This is a genomic window from Mycolicibacterium moriokaense, assembly GCF_010726085.1.
In the GTDB taxonomy this organism is placed as follows: Bacteria; Actinomycetota; Actinomycetes; order Mycobacteriales; family Mycobacteriaceae; genus Mycobacterium; species Mycobacterium moriokaense.
On the sequence record NZ_AP022560.1, the window covers coordinates 4,116,930 to 4,135,841 of the forward strand.

General features: G+C 66.6%; 21 protein-coding genes. 3 read left to right on the plus strand and 18 right to left on the minus strand.

What is annotated here, in order from left to right; genetic code table 11:
- Positions 1–7: 7 nt before the first annotated feature.
- The 6 genes from G6N43_RS20235 to G6N43_RS20260 form a co-directional block, all read right to left on the minus strand.
- Positions 8–748: an alpha/beta fold hydrolase gene (locus tag G6N43_RS20235; protein ID WP_083149805.1), complete on the minus strand. Its 741-nt coding sequence runs from the start codon at positions 746–748 to the stop codon at positions 8–10.
- Between the two features lie 64 nt (positions 749–812).
- Complete coding sequence (locus G6N43_RS20240; protein WP_083149806.1) at positions 813–1,268, minus strand: flavodoxin family protein; 456 nt, start codon at positions 1,266–1,268, stop codon at positions 813–815.
- Positions 1,265–1,729: a tetratricopeptide repeat protein gene (locus G6N43_RS20245; protein ID WP_083149807.1), complete on the minus strand. Its 465-nt coding sequence runs from the start codon at positions 1,727–1,729 to the stop codon at positions 1,265–1,267. Before G6N43_RS20245 ends, G6N43_RS20240 begins: the two co-directional genes overlap by 4 nt.
- Positions 1,729–2,463, minus strand: a complete 735-nt coding sequence (dapB, locus tag G6N43_RS20250) for a 4-hydroxy-tetrahydrodipicolinate reductase (RefSeq protein WP_083149808.1) — start codon at positions 2,461–2,463, stop codon at positions 1,729–1,731. Before dapB ends, G6N43_RS20245 begins: the two co-directional genes overlap by 1 nt.
- Before the next feature lie 123 nt (positions 2,464–2,586).
- Complete coding sequence (locus tag G6N43_RS20255; RefSeq protein ID WP_083149809.1) at positions 2,587–3,612, minus strand: LLM class flavin-dependent oxidoreductase; 1,026 nt, start codon at positions 3,610–3,612, stop codon at positions 2,587–2,589.
- A 155-nt stretch (positions 3,613–3,767) separates the two neighbouring features.
- Entirely contained in the window at positions 3,768–4,283 is a 516-nt protein-coding gene (locus tag G6N43_RS20260) for an HTH-type transcriptional regulator AldR (RefSeq protein WP_083149810.1), read from the minus strand.
- Between the two features lie 91 nt (positions 4,284–4,374).
- Here G6N43_RS20260 and ald point away from each other — a divergent pair, with 91 nt between their 5' ends.
- On the plus strand, positions 4,375–5,490 hold the full coding sequence (gene ald / locus G6N43_RS20265) for an alanine dehydrogenase (protein WP_083149811.1): 1,116 nt from the start codon (positions 4,375–4,377) through the stop codon (positions 5,488–5,490).
- Here ald and G6N43_RS20270 read toward each other — a convergent pair whose 3' ends face one another.
- The 7 genes from G6N43_RS20270 to G6N43_RS20300 all read right to left on the minus strand — a co-directional run bounded on the left by G6N43_RS20270 (position 5,491) and on the right by G6N43_RS20300 (position 12,654).
- A complete protein-coding gene (locus G6N43_RS20270; protein WP_083149812.1) occupies positions 5,491–5,880 on the minus strand; it encodes a YchJ family protein in 390 nt (129 codons plus the stop codon).
- An 8-nt stretch (positions 5,881–5,888) separates the two neighbouring features.
- Positions 5,889–6,776, minus strand: a complete 888-nt coding sequence (gene bla / locus G6N43_RS20275; RefSeq protein WP_083149813.1) for a class A beta-lactamase — start codon at positions 6,774–6,776, stop codon at positions 5,889–5,891.
- Between the two features lie 19 nt (positions 6,777–6,795).
- Positions 6,796–8,148, minus strand: coding sequence for a M16 family metallopeptidase (locus tag G6N43_RS20280; RefSeq protein WP_179967898.1), 1,353 nt, complete (start codon positions 8,146–8,148; stop codon positions 6,796–6,798).
- Positions 8,126–10,381, minus strand: coding sequence for a polyribonucleotide nucleotidyltransferase (locus G6N43_RS20285; protein ID WP_083149814.1), 2,256 nt, complete (start codon positions 10,379–10,381; stop codon positions 8,126–8,128). The genes G6N43_RS20280 and G6N43_RS20285 overlap by 23 nt, the downstream gene beginning before the upstream one ends.
- 305 nt (positions 10,382–10,686) lie before the next feature.
- Entirely contained in the window at positions 10,687–11,136 is a 450-nt protein-coding gene (lppU, locus tag G6N43_RS20290; RefSeq protein ID WP_083150025.1) for an LppU family putative lipoprotein, read from the minus strand.
- A gap of 64 nt (positions 11,137–11,200) precedes the next feature.
- On the minus strand, positions 11,201–11,470 hold the full coding sequence (gene rpsO, locus G6N43_RS20295; RefSeq protein ID WP_083149815.1) for a 30S ribosomal protein S15: 270 nt from the start codon (positions 11,468–11,470) through the stop codon (positions 11,201–11,203).
- Between the two features lie 209 nt (positions 11,471–11,679).
- Positions 11,680–12,654, minus strand: a complete 975-nt coding sequence (locus tag G6N43_RS20300; RefSeq protein ID WP_083149816.1) for a bifunctional riboflavin kinase/FAD synthetase — start codon at positions 12,652–12,654, stop codon at positions 11,680–11,682.
- Positions 12,655–12,766: 112 nt separating this feature from the next.
- Between G6N43_RS20300 and mntR the strand changes: the two genes are divergently transcribed.
- Positions 12,767–13,438: a manganese-binding transcriptional regulator MntR gene (mntR, locus tag G6N43_RS20305; RefSeq protein WP_179968047.1), complete on the plus strand. Its 672-nt coding sequence runs from the start codon at positions 12,767–12,769 to the stop codon at positions 13,436–13,438.
- A gap of 4 nt (positions 13,439–13,442) precedes the next feature.
- Here mntR and truB read toward each other — a convergent pair whose 3' ends face one another.
- The 3 genes from truB to G6N43_RS20320 are packed head-to-tail and all read right to left on the minus strand — an operon-like array spanning position 13,443 to position 15,962.
- Positions 13,443–14,324: a tRNA pseudouridine(55) synthase TruB gene (gene truB, locus G6N43_RS20310; protein ID WP_083149818.1), complete on the minus strand. Its 882-nt coding sequence runs from the start codon at positions 14,322–14,324 to the stop codon at positions 13,443–13,445.
- A gap of 10 nt (positions 14,325–14,334) precedes the next feature.
- Positions 14,335–15,015 carry a 4'-phosphopantetheinyl transferase PptT gene (pptT, locus tag G6N43_RS20315; RefSeq protein ID WP_083149819.1) on the minus strand — a complete coding sequence of 227 codons (681 nt, stop codon included), beginning with the start codon at positions 15,013–15,015 and terminating at the stop codon, positions 14,335–14,337.
- Entirely contained in the window at positions 15,012–15,962 is a 951-nt protein-coding gene (locus G6N43_RS20320) for an ACP phosphodiesterase PptH (protein ID WP_083149820.1), read from the minus strand. Before G6N43_RS20320 ends, pptT begins: the two co-directional genes overlap by 4 nt.
- A 155-nt stretch (positions 15,963–16,117) precedes the next feature.
- Here G6N43_RS20320 and G6N43_RS20325 point away from each other — a divergent pair, with 155 nt between their 5' ends.
- Positions 16,118–16,711 carry a DUF3558 domain-containing protein gene (locus G6N43_RS20325; protein WP_083149821.1) on the plus strand — a complete coding sequence of 198 codons (594 nt, stop codon included), beginning with the start codon at positions 16,118–16,120 and terminating at the stop codon, positions 16,709–16,711.
- Here G6N43_RS20325 and G6N43_RS20330 read toward each other — a convergent pair.
- Positions 16,701–17,771: a DUF7064 domain-containing protein gene (locus G6N43_RS20330; protein ID WP_083149822.1), complete on the minus strand. Its 1,071-nt coding sequence runs from the start codon at positions 17,769–17,771 to the stop codon at positions 16,701–16,703. The genes G6N43_RS20325 and G6N43_RS20330 overlap by 11 nt on opposite strands.
- A complete protein-coding gene (locus G6N43_RS20335) occupies positions 17,761–18,894 on the minus strand; it encodes a sulfotransferase family protein (RefSeq protein WP_083149823.1) in 1,134 nt (377 codons plus the stop codon). Before G6N43_RS20335 ends, G6N43_RS20330 begins: the two co-directional genes overlap by 11 nt.
- Between the last annotated feature and the right edge of the window lie 18 nt (positions 18,895–18,912).

Sequence of the window (18,912 nt, forward strand, 5' to 3'; positions counted from 1 at the left end):
CGTCCCGTCAGCCCTGCGCCTCGGCGATCAACGCATCGGTGAGCGTCTGCGGCTGGGTGTTCATCACCTGATGGCCGGCGTCGATCCGGACCACCCTGTCGACCCACAGCATCTCGGCGAAACGCTGCTGCCACGTTAGCGGCAGGCTCATGTCCCGCTCGCACATGACATACGTCGACGCAACGGATTTCAGATGGTCGTAACGCCAGTCGCGATACGTGTACGAGCTCATCGGCCACATGTCGGCCCCCAACTTCGCGAGGAATGCCTCCCCCTGAGGCGCCGACATGTCATTGCAGAACATCACCGCGAAACGCTCTTCGAAGGTCGTCGTCGCCGGATCGAGCGGGTAGCCGACCTTGTCCTCGTGCTCACCGTGCACGCCGTCGCCGATCAACTCCAGCAGGTTGGTGCCCGGCGGCGGTGATGAGCACGAGACGTAGACGAGCCTGCGGAACAGAGTAGGCGCGAATTCGGCCATGCGCGGAATCGGCATGCCCGCCTGCGAATGCCCCACGAGCACGACGTCGCGCATGCCCGCCGCCTCGATATCGCTGATGAACTCACGGGCGATGTCGTCGAATTCGATTGCCGACGTGTCGCGCCCACGCTTAGTACCGCAGCCGGGCACGTCCAGGGTGATGCACTCGATGTCTTCGGACGCCGACAGCAGGCCCATCACGTCGTCCCATACCCAGCTGCCCTGACCGCCCCCGTGCAGCAGGGCAAGATTCGTCGCCGCCACCATCGCTTCCGTCCTCGTATCGACCCGCAATGGTAGTTCGCGACTGTGCACGCCGGAGTCTCTTCGGCTACTCCATCAGCTGTGCCGCGACTGTCGCGCCGAGTTCCCAACACGCCTCGAGATCGCTCTTGCTCGGCTTGCCCGACACCACAACGTATTCGGCGGCCTTCGTCCAGCCAAGGCCCGTCGTGATGGCGGTGACGCCCTTCTCCGCTCCCTCGGTGCCCTCGTTGCCGTGGAGGTACAGGCCGAACGGCCGCCCCCGCGTGGCGTCGAGGCACGGGTAGTAGCAGACGTCGAAGGCATGCTTGAGCGCGCCGCTCATGTAACCGAGGTTGGCCGGGCTTCCGAGCACGTAGCCGTCGGCCTCCAGCATGTCGACGGGCGAGACGGTCAGCGCCGGCCGGCGCACGACCTCGACACCTTCGATTTCCGGATCGCTGGCGCCTTTGACGACGGCCTCGAACATCTCCTGCGTGTGCGGGGACGGCGTGTGATGCACGATCAGAAGCGTCTTGCTCATGTCCGCTCCTCCATCTCGACGGCCTTCTTCATGGCCTCCCGCGCGCGGCTGCGATCACCCGCGTAGTCATAGGCACGGGCCAGCCGATACCAGCGTCGCCAGTTGTCCGGATCCTCCTCCAGTTCGGCGAGCACCGTCGCAAACAGCGCATCGGCGGCGTCGCGCTGAATCCGCCCGGACGGCATCCGAGGTAGCGAGCTCACGTCGAGTTCCATGCCCTCGTCCTTGACGATCCTGCCCAGTCGTTCGTGGGCGAGACCGGCCCGCAGCGTGCTGACCATCACCCACAGGCCGATAAGCGGCATGATCATCAAGGCCACGCCCAGCCCGATCGCGGCGGGTTCGCCAGAAGTGATGAATGCCACCGCAATTCGGCCGAGCAGAATGAAGTACACGACCAGCGCCACGCACATGAAGCCGATCAGCAGCTGGATGCGCAGGACCTGCGATCGCTCGCTCATCAGAGGTCGAGCAGCGGCTCGATACCCACGGTAAGGCCGGGATGCTCGGCCACCTTGCGTACCGCGAGCAGGACGCCGGGGACGAAGGAGGTGCGGTCGAGGCTGTCGTGCCGGATGGTCAACGTCTCCCCCTGCGTGCCGAAGAGCACTTCCTGGTGCGCGACGAGTCCGGCCAACCGCACCGAGTGCACGGGAATCCCGTCGACGTCGGCGCCGCGGGCACCCTCCAAGCCGGTGCTGGTCGCGTCCGGGTTGGGCGGAAGTCCTTTTCGCGCTTCGGCGATCAGACGCGCGGTCCGGGCGGCCGTGCCCGACGGCGCGTCGGCCTTGTGCGGATGGTGCAGTTCGATGACCTCGACCGATTCGAAGAAGCGGGCGGCCTGCTGCGCGAAGTGCATCGACAGGACGGCGCCGATCGCGAAGTTCGGCGCGATGAGCACCGCGACGTCCGGCCTGGCCGCCACCCACTCCCGGACCTGCGCCAGCCGCTCGTCGGTGAATCCGGTGGTGCCGACGACGGCGTGGATCCCGTTGTCGATCAGGAACTTGAGGTTGTCCATCACGACGTCGGGGTGGGTGAAGTCGATGACGACCTCGGTGCGGGAGTCGACGAGCTGGCTGAGCGGATCGCCGGCGTCGACGCCCGCGGTGAACGCCAGGTCCTCGGCGTTCTCGACGGCCGCCACCATGGTCGCGCCGACCTTGCCCTTTGCCCCCAGCACTCCGACTCGCATGGGGCAACCCTAGTTGGTGGGGCTGGACCGCCCGTCGAGTCTCGATCCGCTACCCCACGTTGACTCTGCGCCCACGGCGGGAATCTGGCGAAAATCGCGCCGTGAGCGCAGAGTCAACGCGCACTACAGCGGGGATGCCGCGGTCTGAAAGGCCGGCATCACATGACGGGCGAAGAGCCGCATCTGTTCGAGCATCTCATCGACTGTATTAGCGACGAACAGCGTCGCGAAGAAGCCGTCGAGGCCCGCGTCTCGGAAGGCCGCGACCTTCGCGCAGACGTCGTCGGGCGTGCCGATCAGATTGTCGGCCAGGTATTTGTCGAGGCCGACGCCCTTCATCATCGTTTCCTTCAGCGACTTGCGGAACAGGTTGAAGGTCGACCGCTCAACACGCTCCCGCGCGTCTTGGGCCGTATCCGCGATGCACACCACGGTCTGCAATCCGATGGTGACGCCGACGGGATCGCGCCCCGCCGCGCGTGCATACGCGGCCACCTTTTCGCGCCCGGCGGCGATCTCGGCGGGCCCGATCTTCGCGGGCAGCCAACCCTCACACCGTTCCCCCGCGCGCCGGAGCGCTCCCTCGGCGTTCCCGCCCGAGAAGATCGGCAGCGGCGACTGCAAGGGTTTGGGATACGACTCGACGTCGACGAACCGTCGGTACTTGCCTTCGTATGTCGAGTGCGGTTGTTCGAACAGCGTGCGCAGCGCCTCGATGCCCTCGGTCATGAGGTCGACGCGCGAGGCGTGGGCGAGATCGGGTGTCACGCTTTCGAACTCGTCACGGTATCCCCCTGCCGCGACGGCCAGCGTGACCCGCCCACCGCTGACGTGGTCGAGGGTGGCGACCTGCTTGGCCAGCAGTACCGGATCACGCATCGGCAGCACGAGGATCCCGGTGCCCAGCCGCACGACCGACGTCTTGGCCGCGATGGTGGCCAGCATCATCAGCGGCTCGAAATAGTCCGGCGGGTCCGGCCATGCGTCGCGGACAAACCGCTGCGTACTCAGATGGTCATTTCCGGACACTTCGTCGTAGCCGAGCTCTTCGGCCTCGACCGCGATCTTGATCACCTCGTCTGCCGTCGCGAACGGCACCGGGTACGCCATCCCGGCCAGGCAGGTGGGCACGTCGACTCCGAACTTCATAGATCCACGATCGTCCGGCGAATTGTTCTGGTCCACCCCTCTGCGGCGGCTGCAATGTCGCTCTTACCAGTGATGACGTGCAACAGGCTGCGAAGGGCACGTTGCTGCGAATTTCCTGTGAATCTCGGCTGCCCTCACGTTGACTTCTGTCGGGACTACAGCGGGGACGCACCCCGCAGATGCTCGAAGATCAGCGACGTCTGCGTGCCCGCCACATCGGCGTCGGCGTTGAGGTTCTCCACGACGAACGACCGCAGATCCTCGGTGTCGCGGGCGGCCACGTGCAGGATGAAGTCCTCCGCGCCGGCCAGGAAGTACACATCCATCACCTGCGGCTTGGTCCGAATGTGCTGGATGAAGCTGCGGATCTTGCCGCGCGCATTGGATTGCAGACTCACCGAGATCATCGCCTGCAGGTTCAGACCGATGGCCGCGGGATCGATGTCGGTGTAGAAGCCTCGGATGACGCCCAGGTCCTGAAGCCGCCGCAGCCTGGCGTGACACGTCGACGGGGCGATGCCGGCAACGTCGGCCAGCGCGCTGTTGGAGATCCGGGCGTCGCCGTGCAGGGTCAGCAGAATCCGCCGATCCACGTCGTCGAGTTCGATGGCCTGAACATCCTTCGGCGGACGCGTGGGACGCGCCGTTGGTTTTGTCAGTCGTTCGGTCATAAATCGATATTAGCGAAGTATCTACAGAGTTATTGCTAATACGTCGAAGATTCTTCACACTTTACACAGCACTTCGACTTTAGGAGCGATCATGCGCGTCGGCATCCCGACCGAGATCAAGAACAACGAGTACCGCGTCGCCATCACGCCCGCCGGTGTTGCCGAGTTGGTCCACCGCGGCCATGAGGTACTCATCCAGGTGGGCGCAGGCGAGGGGTCTGCGATCTCCGACAACGATTTCAAGCGCGCGGGCGCGCAGATGATCAACAGCGTCGACGAGGTCTGGGAAGAGGCCGATCTGCTGCTGAAGGTCAAGGAGCCGATCGAGGCCGAATACTCGCGCCTGCGCGAGGGCCAGACCCTCTTCACTTACCTGCACCTCGCGGCATCGAAGCCGTGCACCGATGCACTGCTCGCGTCGGGCACCACGTCGATCGCCTATGAGACCGTGCAGCTCGCCGACGGATCCCTGCCGCTGCTCGCCCCCATGAGCGAGGTCGCGGGCCGGCTGGCCGCCCAGGTCGGCGCGTATCACCTGATGCGCAGCCACGGCGGTCGCGGCGTGCTCATGGGTGGCGTACCCGGCGTCGCCCCGGCCGAGGTCGTCGTCATCGGCGGCGGCGTGGCCGGCTACAACGCCGCCCGCATCGCCAAGGGCATGGGCGCCCACGTGTCCGTCTTCGACGTCAACATCAACACGTTGCGCAAGATCGACAACGAAAACAGCGGGGCCATCGAGACCCGCTACTCGTCGATGCTCGACCTCGAGGACGCCGTCAAGGAGGCGGACCTGGTGATCGGCGCCGTGCTGGTGCCGGGCGCGAAGGCGCCGAAGCTGGTCACGAATTCGACTGTCGCGCATATGAAGCCCGGTGCGGTGCTCGTCGACATCGCGATCGACCAGGGCGGTTGCTTCGAGGATTCGCGGCCCACCACCCACGACGACCCGACCTTCGCGGTGCACGACACGGTGTTCTACTGCGTCGCGAACATGCCGGGTGCGGTGCCGCGCACGTCGACCTATGCGCTGACCAACGCGACGATGCCGTACGTGCTGAAGCTCGCGGACAAGGGCTGGCAGGCCGCCTGCGAGGCCGATCCGGCGCTGGCCAAGGGCCTGTCGACGCACCAGGGTTCGCTGCTCTCCCAGCAGGTGGCGGCCGACTTGGATCTGCCCTTCACGGATCCGGCCACACTGTTGGCCTGATCACCGGTACAACTCCCCGTCTACGTATAACCACCGGCGGGCTCGAAAGGCGAAGCGGGACCGCTCATGCAGCGTCCCGCTTCGTCTGTCTTTGAGGTAGTGCGCGCGAAACTCGACTTCTCCCGTCGCATCGCCGGGCTGCCCGTCGACGGTGTCGACGATCTCCAGTCCGGTCCATCTCAACCCGGTGTCGGGTGTCAACGTCTCGGGCCGCGTCCGGGGATGCCACGTCTGCCAGATGTAGTCGAGGTCGCCGACCGCGTACGCGCTGTAGCGCGAGCGCATCAGCTGTTCGGCCGTCTCGGCCAGACTTTCGCCGAGATGCAGTGGCAGACAACAGCGACCGAACGGTTCATCCGACCCACAGGGACACGGCTCGGTCGGACGCATGGACGCCGCTAGACGAGAAGTGTGGGCAGCACCAACGCAGCCAGCTCCCCGATGAGCGGGCGCATGTTCTCCGCCTTGGGATCGTCGGCCTTGGACCGCGTCATGAACGCGAGCAGAACCCGCTCCCCGTCAGGGCCATACGCGATGCCGACGTCGTTCGTGCTGCCGTAGTCGCCGCTGCCGGTCTTGTCGGCGGTGGTCCAGCCCGGCGGAAGCCCGGCCCGCATGCTGGACGTCTGATTGGCGCGCATCCAGTCCTCGAGCAGTCGACGCTGGGGTGATGCGAGGACGTCCCCGGTCAGTAGTGCACGGAAGCCGCCACCGAGTGCCTCCGGCGTGCTGGTGTCGCGCAGATCGCCGGGGATCGCCGTGTTCAGCTCGATCTCCCAGCGGTCCAGCCGCGTACTTTCGTCTCCGATGCTGCGCGCGAACGCGGTGATCGCCTGCGGCCCGCCGATCCTGGTCAACACGAGGTTGGCGGCGGCGTTATCGCTCTGCTGCAACGCCGCCTGGCACAGTTCGGCCAGCGTCATGTCGCCGCCGGCCCGCGGTTGCGTGACAGGCGAATTCGGCAGGATCCCCGCCGGGTCGACGAACATCGTGTCGTCGAGCGACAGCTCGCCGTGCTGGGCCATCTGCAGCACCCGCGCCGACGCGTAGGCCTTGAACGTCGAACACATCGCGAACGGATCCTGCGCACGATGTGCCACGGTCTTGCCCGACGCCAGGTTGGCGGCGAAGACGCCGATGGCGGCGTTGTTCCGCTGCTCCAGGTCTTCGATGGAAGCGTCCACCGAGGAGGACGGATCAGCCAGTGCGATCGTGTGCGACGAGGCAGCGACTGCCGCGAGTGTCAACCCGCCGAGCAGAACGTGTCGTCGGGATAGAGGAGTCATCGACTCCCACCCTAGGCGATCAGCGTGTCATGGCCCGAAGCGGCTGCGGCAACATCCTTTTCGAAGTTTGCGGGCCGAGCACAGCGCCACCGTATTGACGGGACAACAGTTTGCGCGCGACGGCGTTGACCTCATCGAGCGTCACCGCTTCGATCTTGGCGAGGGTGTCCTCGATGCTGCGATGCGTACCGTAGTTCAGCTCGCTGCGGCCGATCCGGTTCATCCGGGATCCGGAGTCCTCGAGACCAAGCACCAGTCCCCCGCGCAGTGAGCCCTTCGCGATGCGGTACTCCGTCTCGGTGATGCCGTCGCGGGCCACGTCCTCGAGCACGTCGGCGGTCACCCGCACGACTTCAGGGAAGCGCTCCGGCAGACACGCCGCGTAGATCGACAGCGCCCCGCCGTCGGCGAAGGTGTCCATCGTCGAGTAGACCGAGTACGCCAGTCCGCGAGTCTCCCGAATCTGTTGGAACAGACGGGAACTCAGGCCACCGCCCAGCGCGGTGTTGAGCACCGAGAGCGCCCATCGATGCTCCCAGTGCCTGCCCGGCGTCCTAACCCCCAACGAAAGATGGGTCTGCTCGGCGTCCCTGCTGACCAGTTGCAACGACGGACGCCCCGTGACGCGGCCCGTGCCCTTGCGCGGCGGCACCGGCTTGCGGCCGCGAACCAGCCGCGGGCCGAAGTGCTCTCGCACCAACGACACGACTTCGTGATGGTCGACGTTGCCCGCGACCGCGACCACCATCCGCTCCGGCGTGTAGCGACGCATGTGGAACGAGTGCAGTTGCGTCCGCGTCATCGCCGCGATCGATTTCGCGCTGCCGATCACGGGCCGCCCGACCGGATGCGAACCGAACATCGCCGCCAGGAAGACGTCGCCGAGGGTGTCCTCGGGATCGTCGTCGCGCATGGCGATCTCCTCGAGCACGACGTCGCGTTCGATCTCGACATCCTCTGGGGCACAACGCCCGCGCAACACCACGTCGGCCACCAGGTCGACGGCCAACTCGAGGTCGGTATCGAGCACATGGGCGTAGTAGCACGTGTGCTCGCGGGTGGTGAACGCGTTCAGCTCACCACCGACCGCATCGACGGCTTGCGCGATGTCGACCGCGGTGCGCGTCGGGGTGGACTTGAACAGCAGGTGTTCCAGGAAGTGGGCCGCACCGGCAACGCTGGGTCCCTCGTCACGCGAGCCGACGTCGACCCACACCCCGACCGACGCCGAGTGCACCGACGGGATGTGCTCGGTGACCACGCGCAGGCCACCGGGCAGCACGGTGCGACGCACCTGGGAAAGATCCCGTGTAGATGACGCCGCGCTGTTCGCGCCGCGGCGTAACGCCCTAACTGGTCGCCGCTGCGGCATCTGCCGGTGCAGTCTCCGATGGGGCGTCCGCTGCGTCGTCGTCGGCGACGAGAACCAGCGAGATCTTCCCGCGGTTGTCGATGTCTGCGATCTCCACGCGCAGCTTGTCGCCGACCTTGACGACATCCTCCACCTTGGCGATCCGCTTGCCGCGGCCCAGCTTGGAGATGTGCACCAAGCCGTCCCGGCCGGGCAGCAACGACACGAAGGCGCCGAAATCGGTTGTCTTGACGATGGTGCCGAGGAACCGCTCGCCGACCTTGGGCAGCTGCGGGTTGGCGATCGCGTTGATCTTGTCGATCGCGGCCTGTGCCGCCTCACCGTTGGAGGCGCCGACGAACACGGTGCCGTCGTCCTCGATGGAGATCTGGGCGCCGGTCTCCTCGGTGATCGAGTTGATCATCTTGCCCTTGGGCCCGATGACCTCACCGATCTTGTCGACCGGCACCTTGATCGTGGTGATGCGCGGCGCGTACGGGCTCATCTCGTCGGGCTTGTCGATGGCCTCGGCCATCACCTCGAGGATGGTCAGTCGCGCATCCTTGGCCTGCGCCAGCGCCGCCGCCAGCACCTGCGACGGGATGCCGTCGAGCTTGGTGTCGAGCTGCAGCGCGGTGACGAAGTCTTTGGTGCCCGCGCACTTGAAGTCCATGTCGCCGAAGGCATCTTCGGCACCGAGGATGTCGGTCAGCGTGACGAAGCGCCGTTCGGTGCCGCCACCTTCGGTTTCGACGTCGTCGGACACCAGACCCATCGCGATGCCCGCGACCGGAGACTTCAGCGGCACACCGGCGTTCAGCAGCGACAGCGTCGACGCACACACCGAGCCCATCGACGTCGAACCGTTGGAGCCCAACGCCTCCGACACCTGGCGGATCGCGTACGGGAACTCCTCGACGCTCGGCAGCACCGGCACCAGGGCCCGCTCGGCGAGGGCGCCGTGGCCGATCTCGCGGCGCTTGGGCGAACCGACGCGGCCGGTCTCACCGGTCGAATACGGCGGGAAGTTGTAGTGGTGCATGTACCGCTTGGTGGTCTCGGGTCCCAGCGAGTCGATCTGCTGGGCCATCTTGACCATGTCCAGCGTGGTGATACCCATGATCTGGGTCTCGCCTCGCTCGAACAGCGCACTTCCGTGTGCCCGCGGTACCACGGCCACCTCGGCGCTCAGCGCGCGGATATCGGTGATGCCGCGGCCGTCGATGCGGAAGTGGTCGGTCAGGATCCGCTGGCGCACAAGCTTTTTGGTCAGCGACCGGAACGCGGCGCCGATTTCCTTCTCCCGGCCTTCGAACTGCTCGGCCAGCCGCTCCAGCACCTCGACCTTGATCTCGTCGGTGCGATCGTTGCGCTCTTCCTTGCCGGCGATGGTCAGCGCCTTGGACAGCTCCTCGGTGGCCACCGAGGACACCGCGTAGAACACGTCGTCCTGGTACTCCGGGAACACCGGGTAGTCGGCGGTCGGCTTGGCGGCCGCGTCGGCCAGCTCCTGCTGGGCGGCGCACAGCGTGGCGATGAACGGCTTCGCGGCCTCGAGGCCCTCGGCGACGATGGTCTCGGTCGGGGCGCCCGCGCCACCGGCGATCAGCTCGACGACGTTCTCGGTCGCCTCCGCCTCGACCATCATGATCGCGACGTCATCGGCGGTCTTGCGGCCCGCGACCACCATGTCGAACACGGCGTTCTCGAGCTGCTCGACGGTCGGGAACGCGACCCACTGGCCGTCGATCAGCGCGACACGCACACCGCCGACCGGACCGGAGAACGGCAGACCCGAGATCTGGGTCGACGCCGATGCGCCGTTGATGGCCAGCACGTCGTAGAGGTCCTTGGGGTCAAGGCTCAGCACGGTGACGACGACCTGGACCTCGTTGCGCAGACCCGACACGAACGTCGGCCGCAGCGGCCGGTCGATCAGGCGGCAGGTCAGGATCGCGTCCGTGGACGGGCGGCCCTCGCGGCGGAAGAACGAGCCGGGGATACGCCCGGCGGCGTACATCCGCTCCTCGACGTCGATCGTCAACGGGAAGAAGTCGAAGTGGTCCTTCGGGGTCTTGCTGGCCGTGGTGGCCGACAAGAGCATGGTGTCGTCGTCGAGATAGGCGACGACGGCGCCGGCGGCCTGCTTGGCCAGCCGACCGGTCTCGAAGCGGATGGTGCGGGTGCCGTAGCTCCCGTTGTCGATGACGGCTGTGGATTCGTATACGCCGTCTTCAAGTTCAACTACAGACATAGGTGTCCGTATGGCCTCTCTGGATTCACAGTTTTCACTGTTCTGCTGTTTTCGCGTCGTCACAGCGTGTGAACCACCGGCCTCGATTTGGCCACGGCCATCGATCGAAGCTGTCGGGTGTCCTACCCGGCAGCCACTACCGAAGACCGCGCGATCAGGCGGGTCCCGTCGTGAGACACGGGAACGGCGCTCGCGGAACTGCGATCACCGCACCCAAACGTTCGAGCCGAAACCGGCAGTCGAACTCATCCATCCTACATTGCAGCAGGTACGGCACCGAAATCCGCAGGGGCCTGCCGCGTCGCTCAGGCGACGTCCTCCACGCACACCGTGAAGTTGCGCTCGTCGTAGGGATAGCCGACGCCCGTCGCGCACTGATCGACGTTGGCGACATCATCCAGGATCTCGGTGACCCGCTGGCGGTTGGGCACCGAGGCATCGTCACAGTTCGCCCGTACCGGGTCCTTGTCGTTGGTCGGGTCGATGCTCATGCAGTCGCCGACCACCCAGTCGATGTCCATGCAAATCGTCGTGCTGGCATCGGAGAAGGCGCCGCGCATCGAGTAGTAGGAGTCGACGTCGGCCGGGCAGAGGTCGCTGTTCTCGACGGTGGCGGCCACCTTGAAGTTGGATTCCGGGCTGCCGCAGTCGACCTTGGTCACCTCGGGCCGTTCGGCTGTGCCGCCCGTCTTCAGGCAGTCGCCCACCGCGAGGTCTGCGGCGGAGCCGGACGAACAGCCGGTCAGAGCCCCCATCGAAGCCAGCAAGGCCACGATCGCCGCTGGGGCGATCGCGGAGAGGTTCCGCACGTGCGTCGGGTCAGCGACGCAGGCCGAGGCGGTCGATCAAGGAGCGGTAGCGCTCCACGTCGACCTGGGCGACGTACTTGAGCAGGCGGCGACGACGGCCGACCAGCAGCAGCAGCCCGCGCCGCGAGTGGTGGTCGTGCTTGTGCTGCTTGAGATGCTCGGTGAGGTCGGCGATGCGCTTGGTCAGCAGGGCGACCTGGGCCTCCGGCGAGCCGGTATCGGTGTCATGTAGGCCGTACTCGCCGAGAATGGTCTTCTTCTGTTCGGCAGTGAGCGCCACGAATTACTCCATCTATCGGTCCGCGAACAAGGGGGTTGTGTCCCCGTAAGAAGCGCGGCCACCGCGAACTGCAGCACACGCTCGGTCGGCGGCGAGTCTAGCAGCGCCCCGCGGCGAGCCGCGAATTCAGCAGACGCTGAGCTGCGATATCCGCCGAGTGCACGCTTGTTACGACCCTGTCCTGGCGTTTTGCGTCAACAAGCGTGCCCTCACTGGGTGGCGAGGATGGCGCGGGCTCGCTCGGTGTCGGCGCCCATCGCCGTGACCAGGTCCTCGACCTTGGCGAACTTCTCCTGACCGCGGATGCGCGCGACGAAATCGACGGCCACATGCTGGCCGTAGAGGTCTGCCGACGTATCGAGCACGAACGCCTCGACGGTGCGGGTCCGCCCCGAGAACGTCGGATTGGTACCCACCGACACCGCCGCCTGATAGCGCTCACCTGGGACGACGCTTCCCGCGATGGGTCCGTGGCCGAGCACGGTGAACCAGGCCGCGTAGACGCCGTCGGCGGGGATGGCCGAGTACATCGGCGGGGCGACGTTGGCGGTCGGGAAGCCCAGCACCTTGCCGCGCCCGTCGCCGCGGACCACCACACCCTCGACGCGGTGGGGACGCCCGAGAGCCTCACTGGCGGCGACGACGTCGCCGGCGTCGACGCACGAGCGGATGTATGTCGACGAGAACGTGACGGTCTCGTCGCGGTGGTGTTCGGAAACCAACGTCATGCCCTCGACGGCGAAGCCGAACCGCTCGCCCGCTTTGCGCAGCAGGTTGACGTTGCCCTGGGCCTTCTTGCCGAACGTGAAGTTCTCGCCCACCACGACCTCGACGACGTGCAAGCGCTCGACCAGCAGTTCATGGATGTAGCGCTCGGGCGTCAGCTTCATGAAATCCGGGGTGAACGGCATGACCAGGAACACGTCGATGCCCATTTCCTCGACCAGTTCGGCGCGCCGCGCCAGCGTCGTCAGCTGGGCCGGATGGCTGCCGGGGAAGACGACCTCCATGGGATGCGGATCAAAGGTCATCAACACCGTCGGCACGCCGCGCGACCGGCCCGCCTTCACCGCGTGATTGATCAGCTCCTGATGGCCCCGGTGCACCCCGTCGAACACGCCGATGGTGACCACACATCGGCCCCAGTCCGTCGGGATCTCGTCTTGTCCCCGCCAGCGCTGCACAGCGCAAGCCTACGGCGCGCCCGCCCCGCCGGTTCGGCTAGATCACCACATCAGGCGACAACTGCCTAGACTTTGTCCTGTGACTCCGAACGGTAACCCGCGCGACCTGACGATGGTCGCCCAGGATTACCTCAAAGTCATCTGGACCGCGCAGGAGTGGTCGCACGAGAAGGTCAGCACCAAGATGCTGGCCGAGCGGATCGGAGTGTCCGCGAGCACCGCGTCGGAGTCCATCCGCAAGCTGGCCGACCAGGGACTCGTCGATCACGAGAAGTACGGCGCCGTGACGCTGACGGCCGCGGGCCGCGCCGCCGCGCTCGCGATGGTGCGCAGGCACCGGTTGATGGAGACCTTCCTCGTCCGCGAGCTCGGCTACAGCTGGGACGAGGTGCACGACGAGGCCGAGGTGCTCGAGCACGCCGTGTCCGACACCATGCTGGACCGCATCGACGCCAAGCTCGGCCACCCGACCCGCGACCCGCACGGCGACCCGATTCCCGCCGCCGACGGCCACGTGCCGACCCCCGATGCACGTCAGCTGTCGATCTGCCGTGACGGCGACACCGGAGTCGTCGCCCGGATCTCGGACGCCGATCCGGAGATGTTGCGGTACTTCGACAGCGTCGGCATCAGCCTGGACTCGCGGCTGATGGTGCTGGCTCGTCGCGACTTCGCAGGCATGATCTCCGTCGCCGTCAAGCCCGCCGGTTCGGGCGAGCACGAAAAGGGCACCACGGTAGAGCTGGGAAGCCCTGCCGCAGAAGCGATCTGGGTCGTCAGCTAGACGCTTACAGCGTCGCTGGTCGCAGCACGACGACCGATCGCGTGCGTGCCGCTTCGTCACGCAACAATGCGATCACCTGCCCGTCGGGCGCCGTCGCCGCGTAGGTCCCGTCGATGCCGGCCGGTTGCAGTGCCCTGCCGTGCCGGGCGTCCTCGGCCTCCTCGGCGCTGAGGTCGCGGCGCGCGAACGTGAGCAGACACGCCTCGTCGAGCGAATGGGAAAGACGCGGCTGCTCGGCCATCTCGTCGAGGAGTACCGCCTGATCCAGCCCGAAGTTTCCGACGCGGGTGCGTCGCAGCGCGGTGAGGTGTCCACCGACCGCGAGCGCGTCGCCGACATCGCGGGCCAGGGCGCGGATGTACGTCCCACTGGAACAGTCGACCTCGACTTCGACGTCGATCAGGTCGCCGTCGCGTCGCACGTCGAGCACGTCGAACCGGTCGATGCGGACCCTGCGCGGCTCGAGTTCGACGGTCTGTCCTTCGCGCGTCAGCTTGTAGGCGCGCTGGCCGCCGACCTTGATGGCGCTGACGGCCGACGGGATCTGGTCGATCTCGCCGCGCAGCGCGGCCACCGCCTCCTGGATCTGCGCCTCGGTCACATGGGCGGCCGAAACCGTTTGCAGCACTTCGCCTTCGGCGTCCTCGGTGGACGTGGTCTGGCCCAGCCGGATCGTTGCGGCGTACGACTTGTCGGTTGCGGTCAACATGCCGAGGATCTTGGTGGCACGGTCGATGCCGACGACAAGGACTCCGGTGGCCATCGGGTCGAGAGTGCCTGCGTGCCCGACCTTTCGGGTGCCGAAGATGCGCCTGCAGCGGCCGACGACGTCATGACTGGTCATGCCCGCCGGCTTGTCGACGATGACGAGTCCGGCTTCGGTCATAGCACGATGGTCATAGCACTATCGCCGTGAGCGCCAACCCGTCGCGCACCGACCAGCGGCCCTGCAGCGTCTCCAGCGGTGGACCCGAAAGGGCTGCGGGATCGATCAGGATCCGTGACTCGAAACCACCCGAGGTGCCGCTGTCGTCGACGTCGAACGTGATGTGCGCGTCCTCGAATCCCAGCCAACGCTTCGTCAGCGGAAACCACGCCTTGTAGGTGGCCTCCTTCGCGCAGAACAGGATTCGATCCCAGTGCAGTCCGTGCGGCAGCGCGCGCAGTTCGGAGCGCTCCCTCGGCAGGCTGACGGCCTCGAGGACTCCGTTCGGGAGGACGTCGTGCGGCTCGGCGTCGATGCCCACCGAACGAACCTCGTCGTGTCGGCCCACGGCCGCGCCGCGAAAACCCTCGCAGTGGGTGAGGCTGCCGACGATGCCGTCGGGCCAACACGGTTCGCCCTTCTCCCCCTTGAGAATCGGCACCGGAGCGACACCCAGTTCGGACAGCGCCTCGCGTGCGCAGTAGCGCACGGTGATGAACTCGTTGCGCCGCTTGGCCACCGACTTGGCGATCAGCGGCTCTTCTTCTGGCAGCGGCTTGAGTTCCGGTGGGTCCGCGTACATCTCGGCGGCGGCGAGCGCCTCCGCGTCACCGGGCAGCACGCCCGACAGCAGGGTGGCCATGACCGTCATGGCTGCCTGGCCTTGATCCGCTCCTGCACCTTCTGGGCGTGGTCGCGCATCTCCTGGGTGATCTCGAAGTGCCCGCCGAACTCGTTGAGATACCCGGGCGCGTACTTCGGATCCGGCAGCACCTGACGGAGCCACCGATAGGGCTTGCGGCGGCGCCATTCCCGCGGATAGCCGACGGAGACCTCTTCGTGGCGTACCCCGTCATACCAGGTGGTGCGCGGGATGTGCAGGTGCCCGTACACCGAGCACACCGCGTTGTAGCGGGTGTGCCAGTCGGCGGTGGCCGTCGTGCCGCACCACAGCGAGAACTCGGGATAGAACATCGCCTCGCAGGGTTCGCGCACCAGCGGGAAATGGTTCACCAAGACGGTCGGCGTCATCCAGTCGAGGTCCTCGAGCCGCTTGCGCGTGGAGGCTACTCGATCGCGGCACCACGCATCGCGGGTGGCGTAGGGTTCGGGCGACAGTAGGAACTCGTCGGTGCCTACGACGTTGCGCTCACGGGCGATGGCCAGACCCTCCGCCTTGGTCGTCGCCCCCTGCGGCAAGAACGTGTAGTCGTACAGCAGGAACATCGGCACGATGGTCGCCGGACCGCCCTCTTCGGTCCACACCGGAAACGGGTGCTCCGGGGTGATGATGCCCATCTCGTCGCAGATGTTGACGAGATAGTCGTAGCGGGCCTTGCCGAAGATCTGCATCGGATCGCGGTTGGTGGTCCATAGCTCGTGGTTACCGGGCACCCAGATCACCTTCGCGAAGCGTTTCCGCAGCAGGTCCAGTGCCCAGTGGATCTCGTCGGTGCGCTCGCCGACGTCGCCGGCGACGATCAGCCAGTCGTCGGGGGTGGACGGGTAGAGCGACTCGGTGACGGGCTTGTTGCCCGTGTGACCGGTGTGCAGGTCGCTGATCGCCCAGAGGGTGGGCTGCCGGCCATCACGTGTCACAGCCCTCCAGCCTACGTGCGGGTAGGGAACCTCTCGCACTCCAACTAGAACAGGTTCTCGCTTCTGCCTCGGGCACTCCGTCGGGGCCGCTACACTCCCCGGGCAGGGTCGGTCCCGATGACGGCGGCCACGCCGCCACGACACTAAGGGGTGGAATGGTCGCCAAGCTGCGCGTTCTCGCAGCATTGTGTGCGCTGGTCGCGGCGGTGGTCGTGGTGGGCCAGTCCAATACGGGCGGCCCCCTGCAGGTGCGCGCCGCCGACATTCCGATGACCAACGTCACAACCAGCATCAAGTACCCGGTCGTCGAGACCGTCGATCCGGACCCGTTCAATCCGTGCCGCGACATTCCGCTCGATGCCGTCGGGGCGCTGGGCCTCGCGTTCACGCCGCCGTCGCCCGAGGAGGGGCTGCGGTGCAAGTACGACGCAGGCAACTATCAGATGACCATCGAGGCGTTCGTGTGGAAGAAGTTCGAGGAGAGCCTGCCCGCCGACGCCGTCCAGCTCGACATCGACGGTCACCGCGCCGCGCAGTGGTGGGTGATGAAGCCGACCGACTGGAACAACCGGTGGTGGATCACCTGCGCGATGGCGTTCGACACCAGCTACGGCATGATCCAGCAGACGCTGTTCTACTCGCCGATCTACTCCAACCCGGCACCCGACTGCATGCAGACCAACCTGCAGCGCGCCCACGACCTGATCCCCTATTACAAGTTCCAGGGCGACCACGACACTAGTCAGTGATCTTGTCCATCGGGCTCGACCGTTCGAGCATGCCGATGGCCTCGTCACCGTCCCACCGGTAGCGCACGCCGGCCTGCTGCAGTGCCGGAAACGTCCAGTTGGCCATCTTCTCGAGCATCTCCGCGGGGACCTCGCTGGGATCGGTGATGTCGTGGGTCGACAGCACCGTCTCACCCTCGATTTCCACTGTGCCGCTTTCCGTCTCGAGCACGACCGAGACATCCTCGCCGCGCGGCCGCAGTTGCCGCAGCCACGGCGCCGCCACCACGCGGGCGGGGATCAGGTTGCCGTTGCCCTTTTCGCCGAGATAGACGTACCCCTCGTTGAACGCCGGCTCGCCGTCGGGCCGCGGTGGATAGGCGATGTAGCCGAACGCCCGCCCGTCCGGGAACAGCGCCGACTGCCAGCAATGCCCCCAGAAGCCCTCGAGCCTGCGCACGCCCTGCCGTCGGATCCGCAGGCCGGTTCCGCTGAAATCGTGTTGCTTCCCTGCAACGCGCACCGAGCCCGCCGCCCGGAACAGCTGCTCGTAGCGCGGCCCGCCCATCAGGTCACCCACGATCGACGTCTTCAGCTGCTCGTCCGCGTCGGCCTGCAGCGCGCCCTGCACCCACGGCGGCACCGCCATCTTCGCCTCGACCTCGAATCGCAGGTCCAGCTTCGGCCCGTCCTTGCGCCCCGCGATCAGATCGGTCGACGACGTCACAACGGCCTGCCCGTCGTACGTCATCGTCCACACGTCGAACGGTTCGATACACGTGAATGCGAGCGGACCAGCGCCCAGCACGGTCGGCCTGCCGTCCGGACCGGTCGGTGGCAGGCTGGTGCCCTCGTCGCGCAGCCGGTACACACGTCCGTCGGCGAAGGCGACGTTGACCTGGACCCCGTGTGCCTCCCAGTTCGCGGCGACGGCCTCGATTCCGATGCGCGGCAACCCGACCTCACCGCGGTCGTCGAGGACCCAGAAGCTCACCGAATCCCGCATCTCCGGGTTATCCGGCCGCTCGGCGAACATGTATTCACGCTGCGGGTCGATTCCACCGGTCAGGTCAATCGGCATGCGAGGCTCCCAGGAAGGTGTTGACGTAGGCGGCGAACCGCGGCCGAATTGCGTTGAGGTCCAAGCCGAATACCTCGGGGTCGGCCTTCGGATGCGGCTCCCGGTTCTCGGCGTTCTGGGTCCACCAGGCGCGCATGCCATCCTCGAACTCATCGGTCACCGGCTCGCCCAGCCAGGCGTACAGCCGACACACCTCGCCTATCGGGTCATGCTGCATCGCGCGAAAGTCGATGTCGTAGAAGCGATCATCGGCACCGGCCGCCCGAAACTTCAGTACCCGGTCCATGCCCGTCGACCATTGCCTGACGTTGAGATCACCGAGGTAGGAATGGTCGACGTCGTCGCTGAATCCCCCGACGATGTCGGCGTACACGTCGACGACCGAGAGCATCACGTCGGTCGGGTCGCGGTGCGTCATCACGAAACGGGCGTCTGGGAACACCCGGTCGAGGTAGTCGAGGGATATCACGTGCGCAGGCGACTTCAGCCGCCACGGTCGCCTCGGCTCACCCCACTGCAGCAGCTTCAGCACGCGCCGCTCGTAGCGGTAGGTGGAGGTGAAGTCGGCGCGTTCGAGCAGCCAGTCGGAGTAGGACGGAATCTGCGCGAACGCCTGGAACATCTGCGATGTGAAGTCGAGCGCCATCAGGTCGAGGCATTCCATCGGCCCCTGAACGTCGTTGGGTACATGATGGCGGGTCCCGACGGTGACCGGCCGCTGATCGGGCGGGATCCTCGGATCCTCGCCGCGCACCGTCGAGGGCGGCGGGCACGGGCGCGTGGATTCCCAGCTGCGCAGGTAACGGATGTGCGGATCGCGGGCCAGCAGGAACGACAGCGCGGTCGATCCGGTGCGGGGCAGGCCGAGGCCGAACAGCGGCGCGTCGATCGGCTCGTCGTCGATCTCGGGATGCCTGCGGTACCAGTCCTCGACCTGCAGGCGCTGGCACAGATGCAGACCTAGACGGTCGTAGATGAACGCCTCGCCCCTGGCGTTCAGTCGCGCCTCGTCGCGCAGGGCACGCGCCAGGATCTCCAGGCCCTCGCGAAACGAATCGTCGCCGAAGTCGTTCAGCCCGGTGCGCTCGACGGCGGCGGCCATCAGCTCGTCCGGTGATGCCACGCCGCACTCCCCGATCGT

Coding starts and splice junctions, on each gene's coding strand:
- G6N43_RS20235 (WP_083149805.1), bottom strand. CDS start 748: ATGGTGGCGGCGACGAATCTTGCCCTGCTGCACGGGGGCGGTCAGGGC.
- G6N43_RS20240 (WP_083149806.1), bottom strand. CDS start 1,268: ATGAGCAAGACGCTTCTGATCGTGCATCACACGCCGTCCCCGCACACG.
- G6N43_RS20245 (WP_083149807.1), bottom strand. CDS start 1,729: ATGAGCGAGCGATCGCAGGTCCTGCGCATCCAGCTGCTGATCGGCTTC.
- dapB (WP_083149808.1), bottom strand. CDS start 2,463: ATGCGAGTCGGAGTGCTGGGGGCAAAGGGCAAGGTCGGCGCGACCATG.
- G6N43_RS20255 (WP_083149809.1), bottom strand. CDS start 3,612: ATGAAGTTCGGAGTCGACGTGCCCACCTGCCTGGCCGGGATGGCGTAC.
- G6N43_RS20260 (WP_083149810.1), bottom strand. CDS start 4,283: ATGACCGAACGACTGACAAAACCAACGGCGCGTCCCACGCGTCCGCCG.
- ald (WP_083149811.1), top strand. CDS start 4,375: ATGCGCGTCGGCATCCCGACCGAGATCAAGAACAACGAGTACCGCGTC.
- G6N43_RS20270 (WP_083149812.1), bottom strand. CDS start 5,880: ATGCGTCCGACCGAGCCGTGTCCCTGTGGGTCGGATGAACCGTTCGGT.
- bla (WP_083149813.1), bottom strand. CDS start 6,776: ATGACTCCTCTATCCCGACGACACGTTCTGCTCGGCGGGTTGACACTC.
- G6N43_RS20280 (WP_179967898.1), bottom strand. CDS start 8,148: ATGCCGCAGCGGCGACCAGTTAGGGCGTTACGCCGCGGCGCGAACAGC.
- G6N43_RS20285 (WP_083149814.1), bottom strand. CDS start 10,381: ATGTCTGTAGTTGAACTTGAAGACGGCGTATACGAATCCACAGCCGTC.
- lppU (WP_083150025.1), bottom strand. CDS start 11,136: ATGGGGGCTCTGACCGGCTGTTCGTCCGGCTCCGCCGCAGACCTCGCG.
- mntR (WP_179968047.1), top strand. CDS start 12,767: ATGGTCGCCCAGGATTACCTCAAAGTCATCTGGACCGCGCAGGAGTGG.
- truB (WP_083149818.1), bottom strand. CDS start 14,324: ATGACCGAAGCCGGACTCGTCATCGTCGACAAGCCGGCGGGCATGACC.
- pptT (WP_083149819.1), bottom strand. CDS start 15,015: ATGACGGTCATGGCCACCCTGCTGTCGGGCGTGCTGCCCGGTGACGCG.
- G6N43_RS20325 (WP_083149821.1), top strand. CDS start 16,118: ATGGTCGCCAAGCTGCGCGTTCTCGCAGCATTGTGTGCGCTGGTCGCG.
- G6N43_RS20330 (WP_083149822.1), bottom strand. CDS start 17,771: ATGCCGATTGACCTGACCGGTGGAATCGACCCGCAGCGTGAATACATG.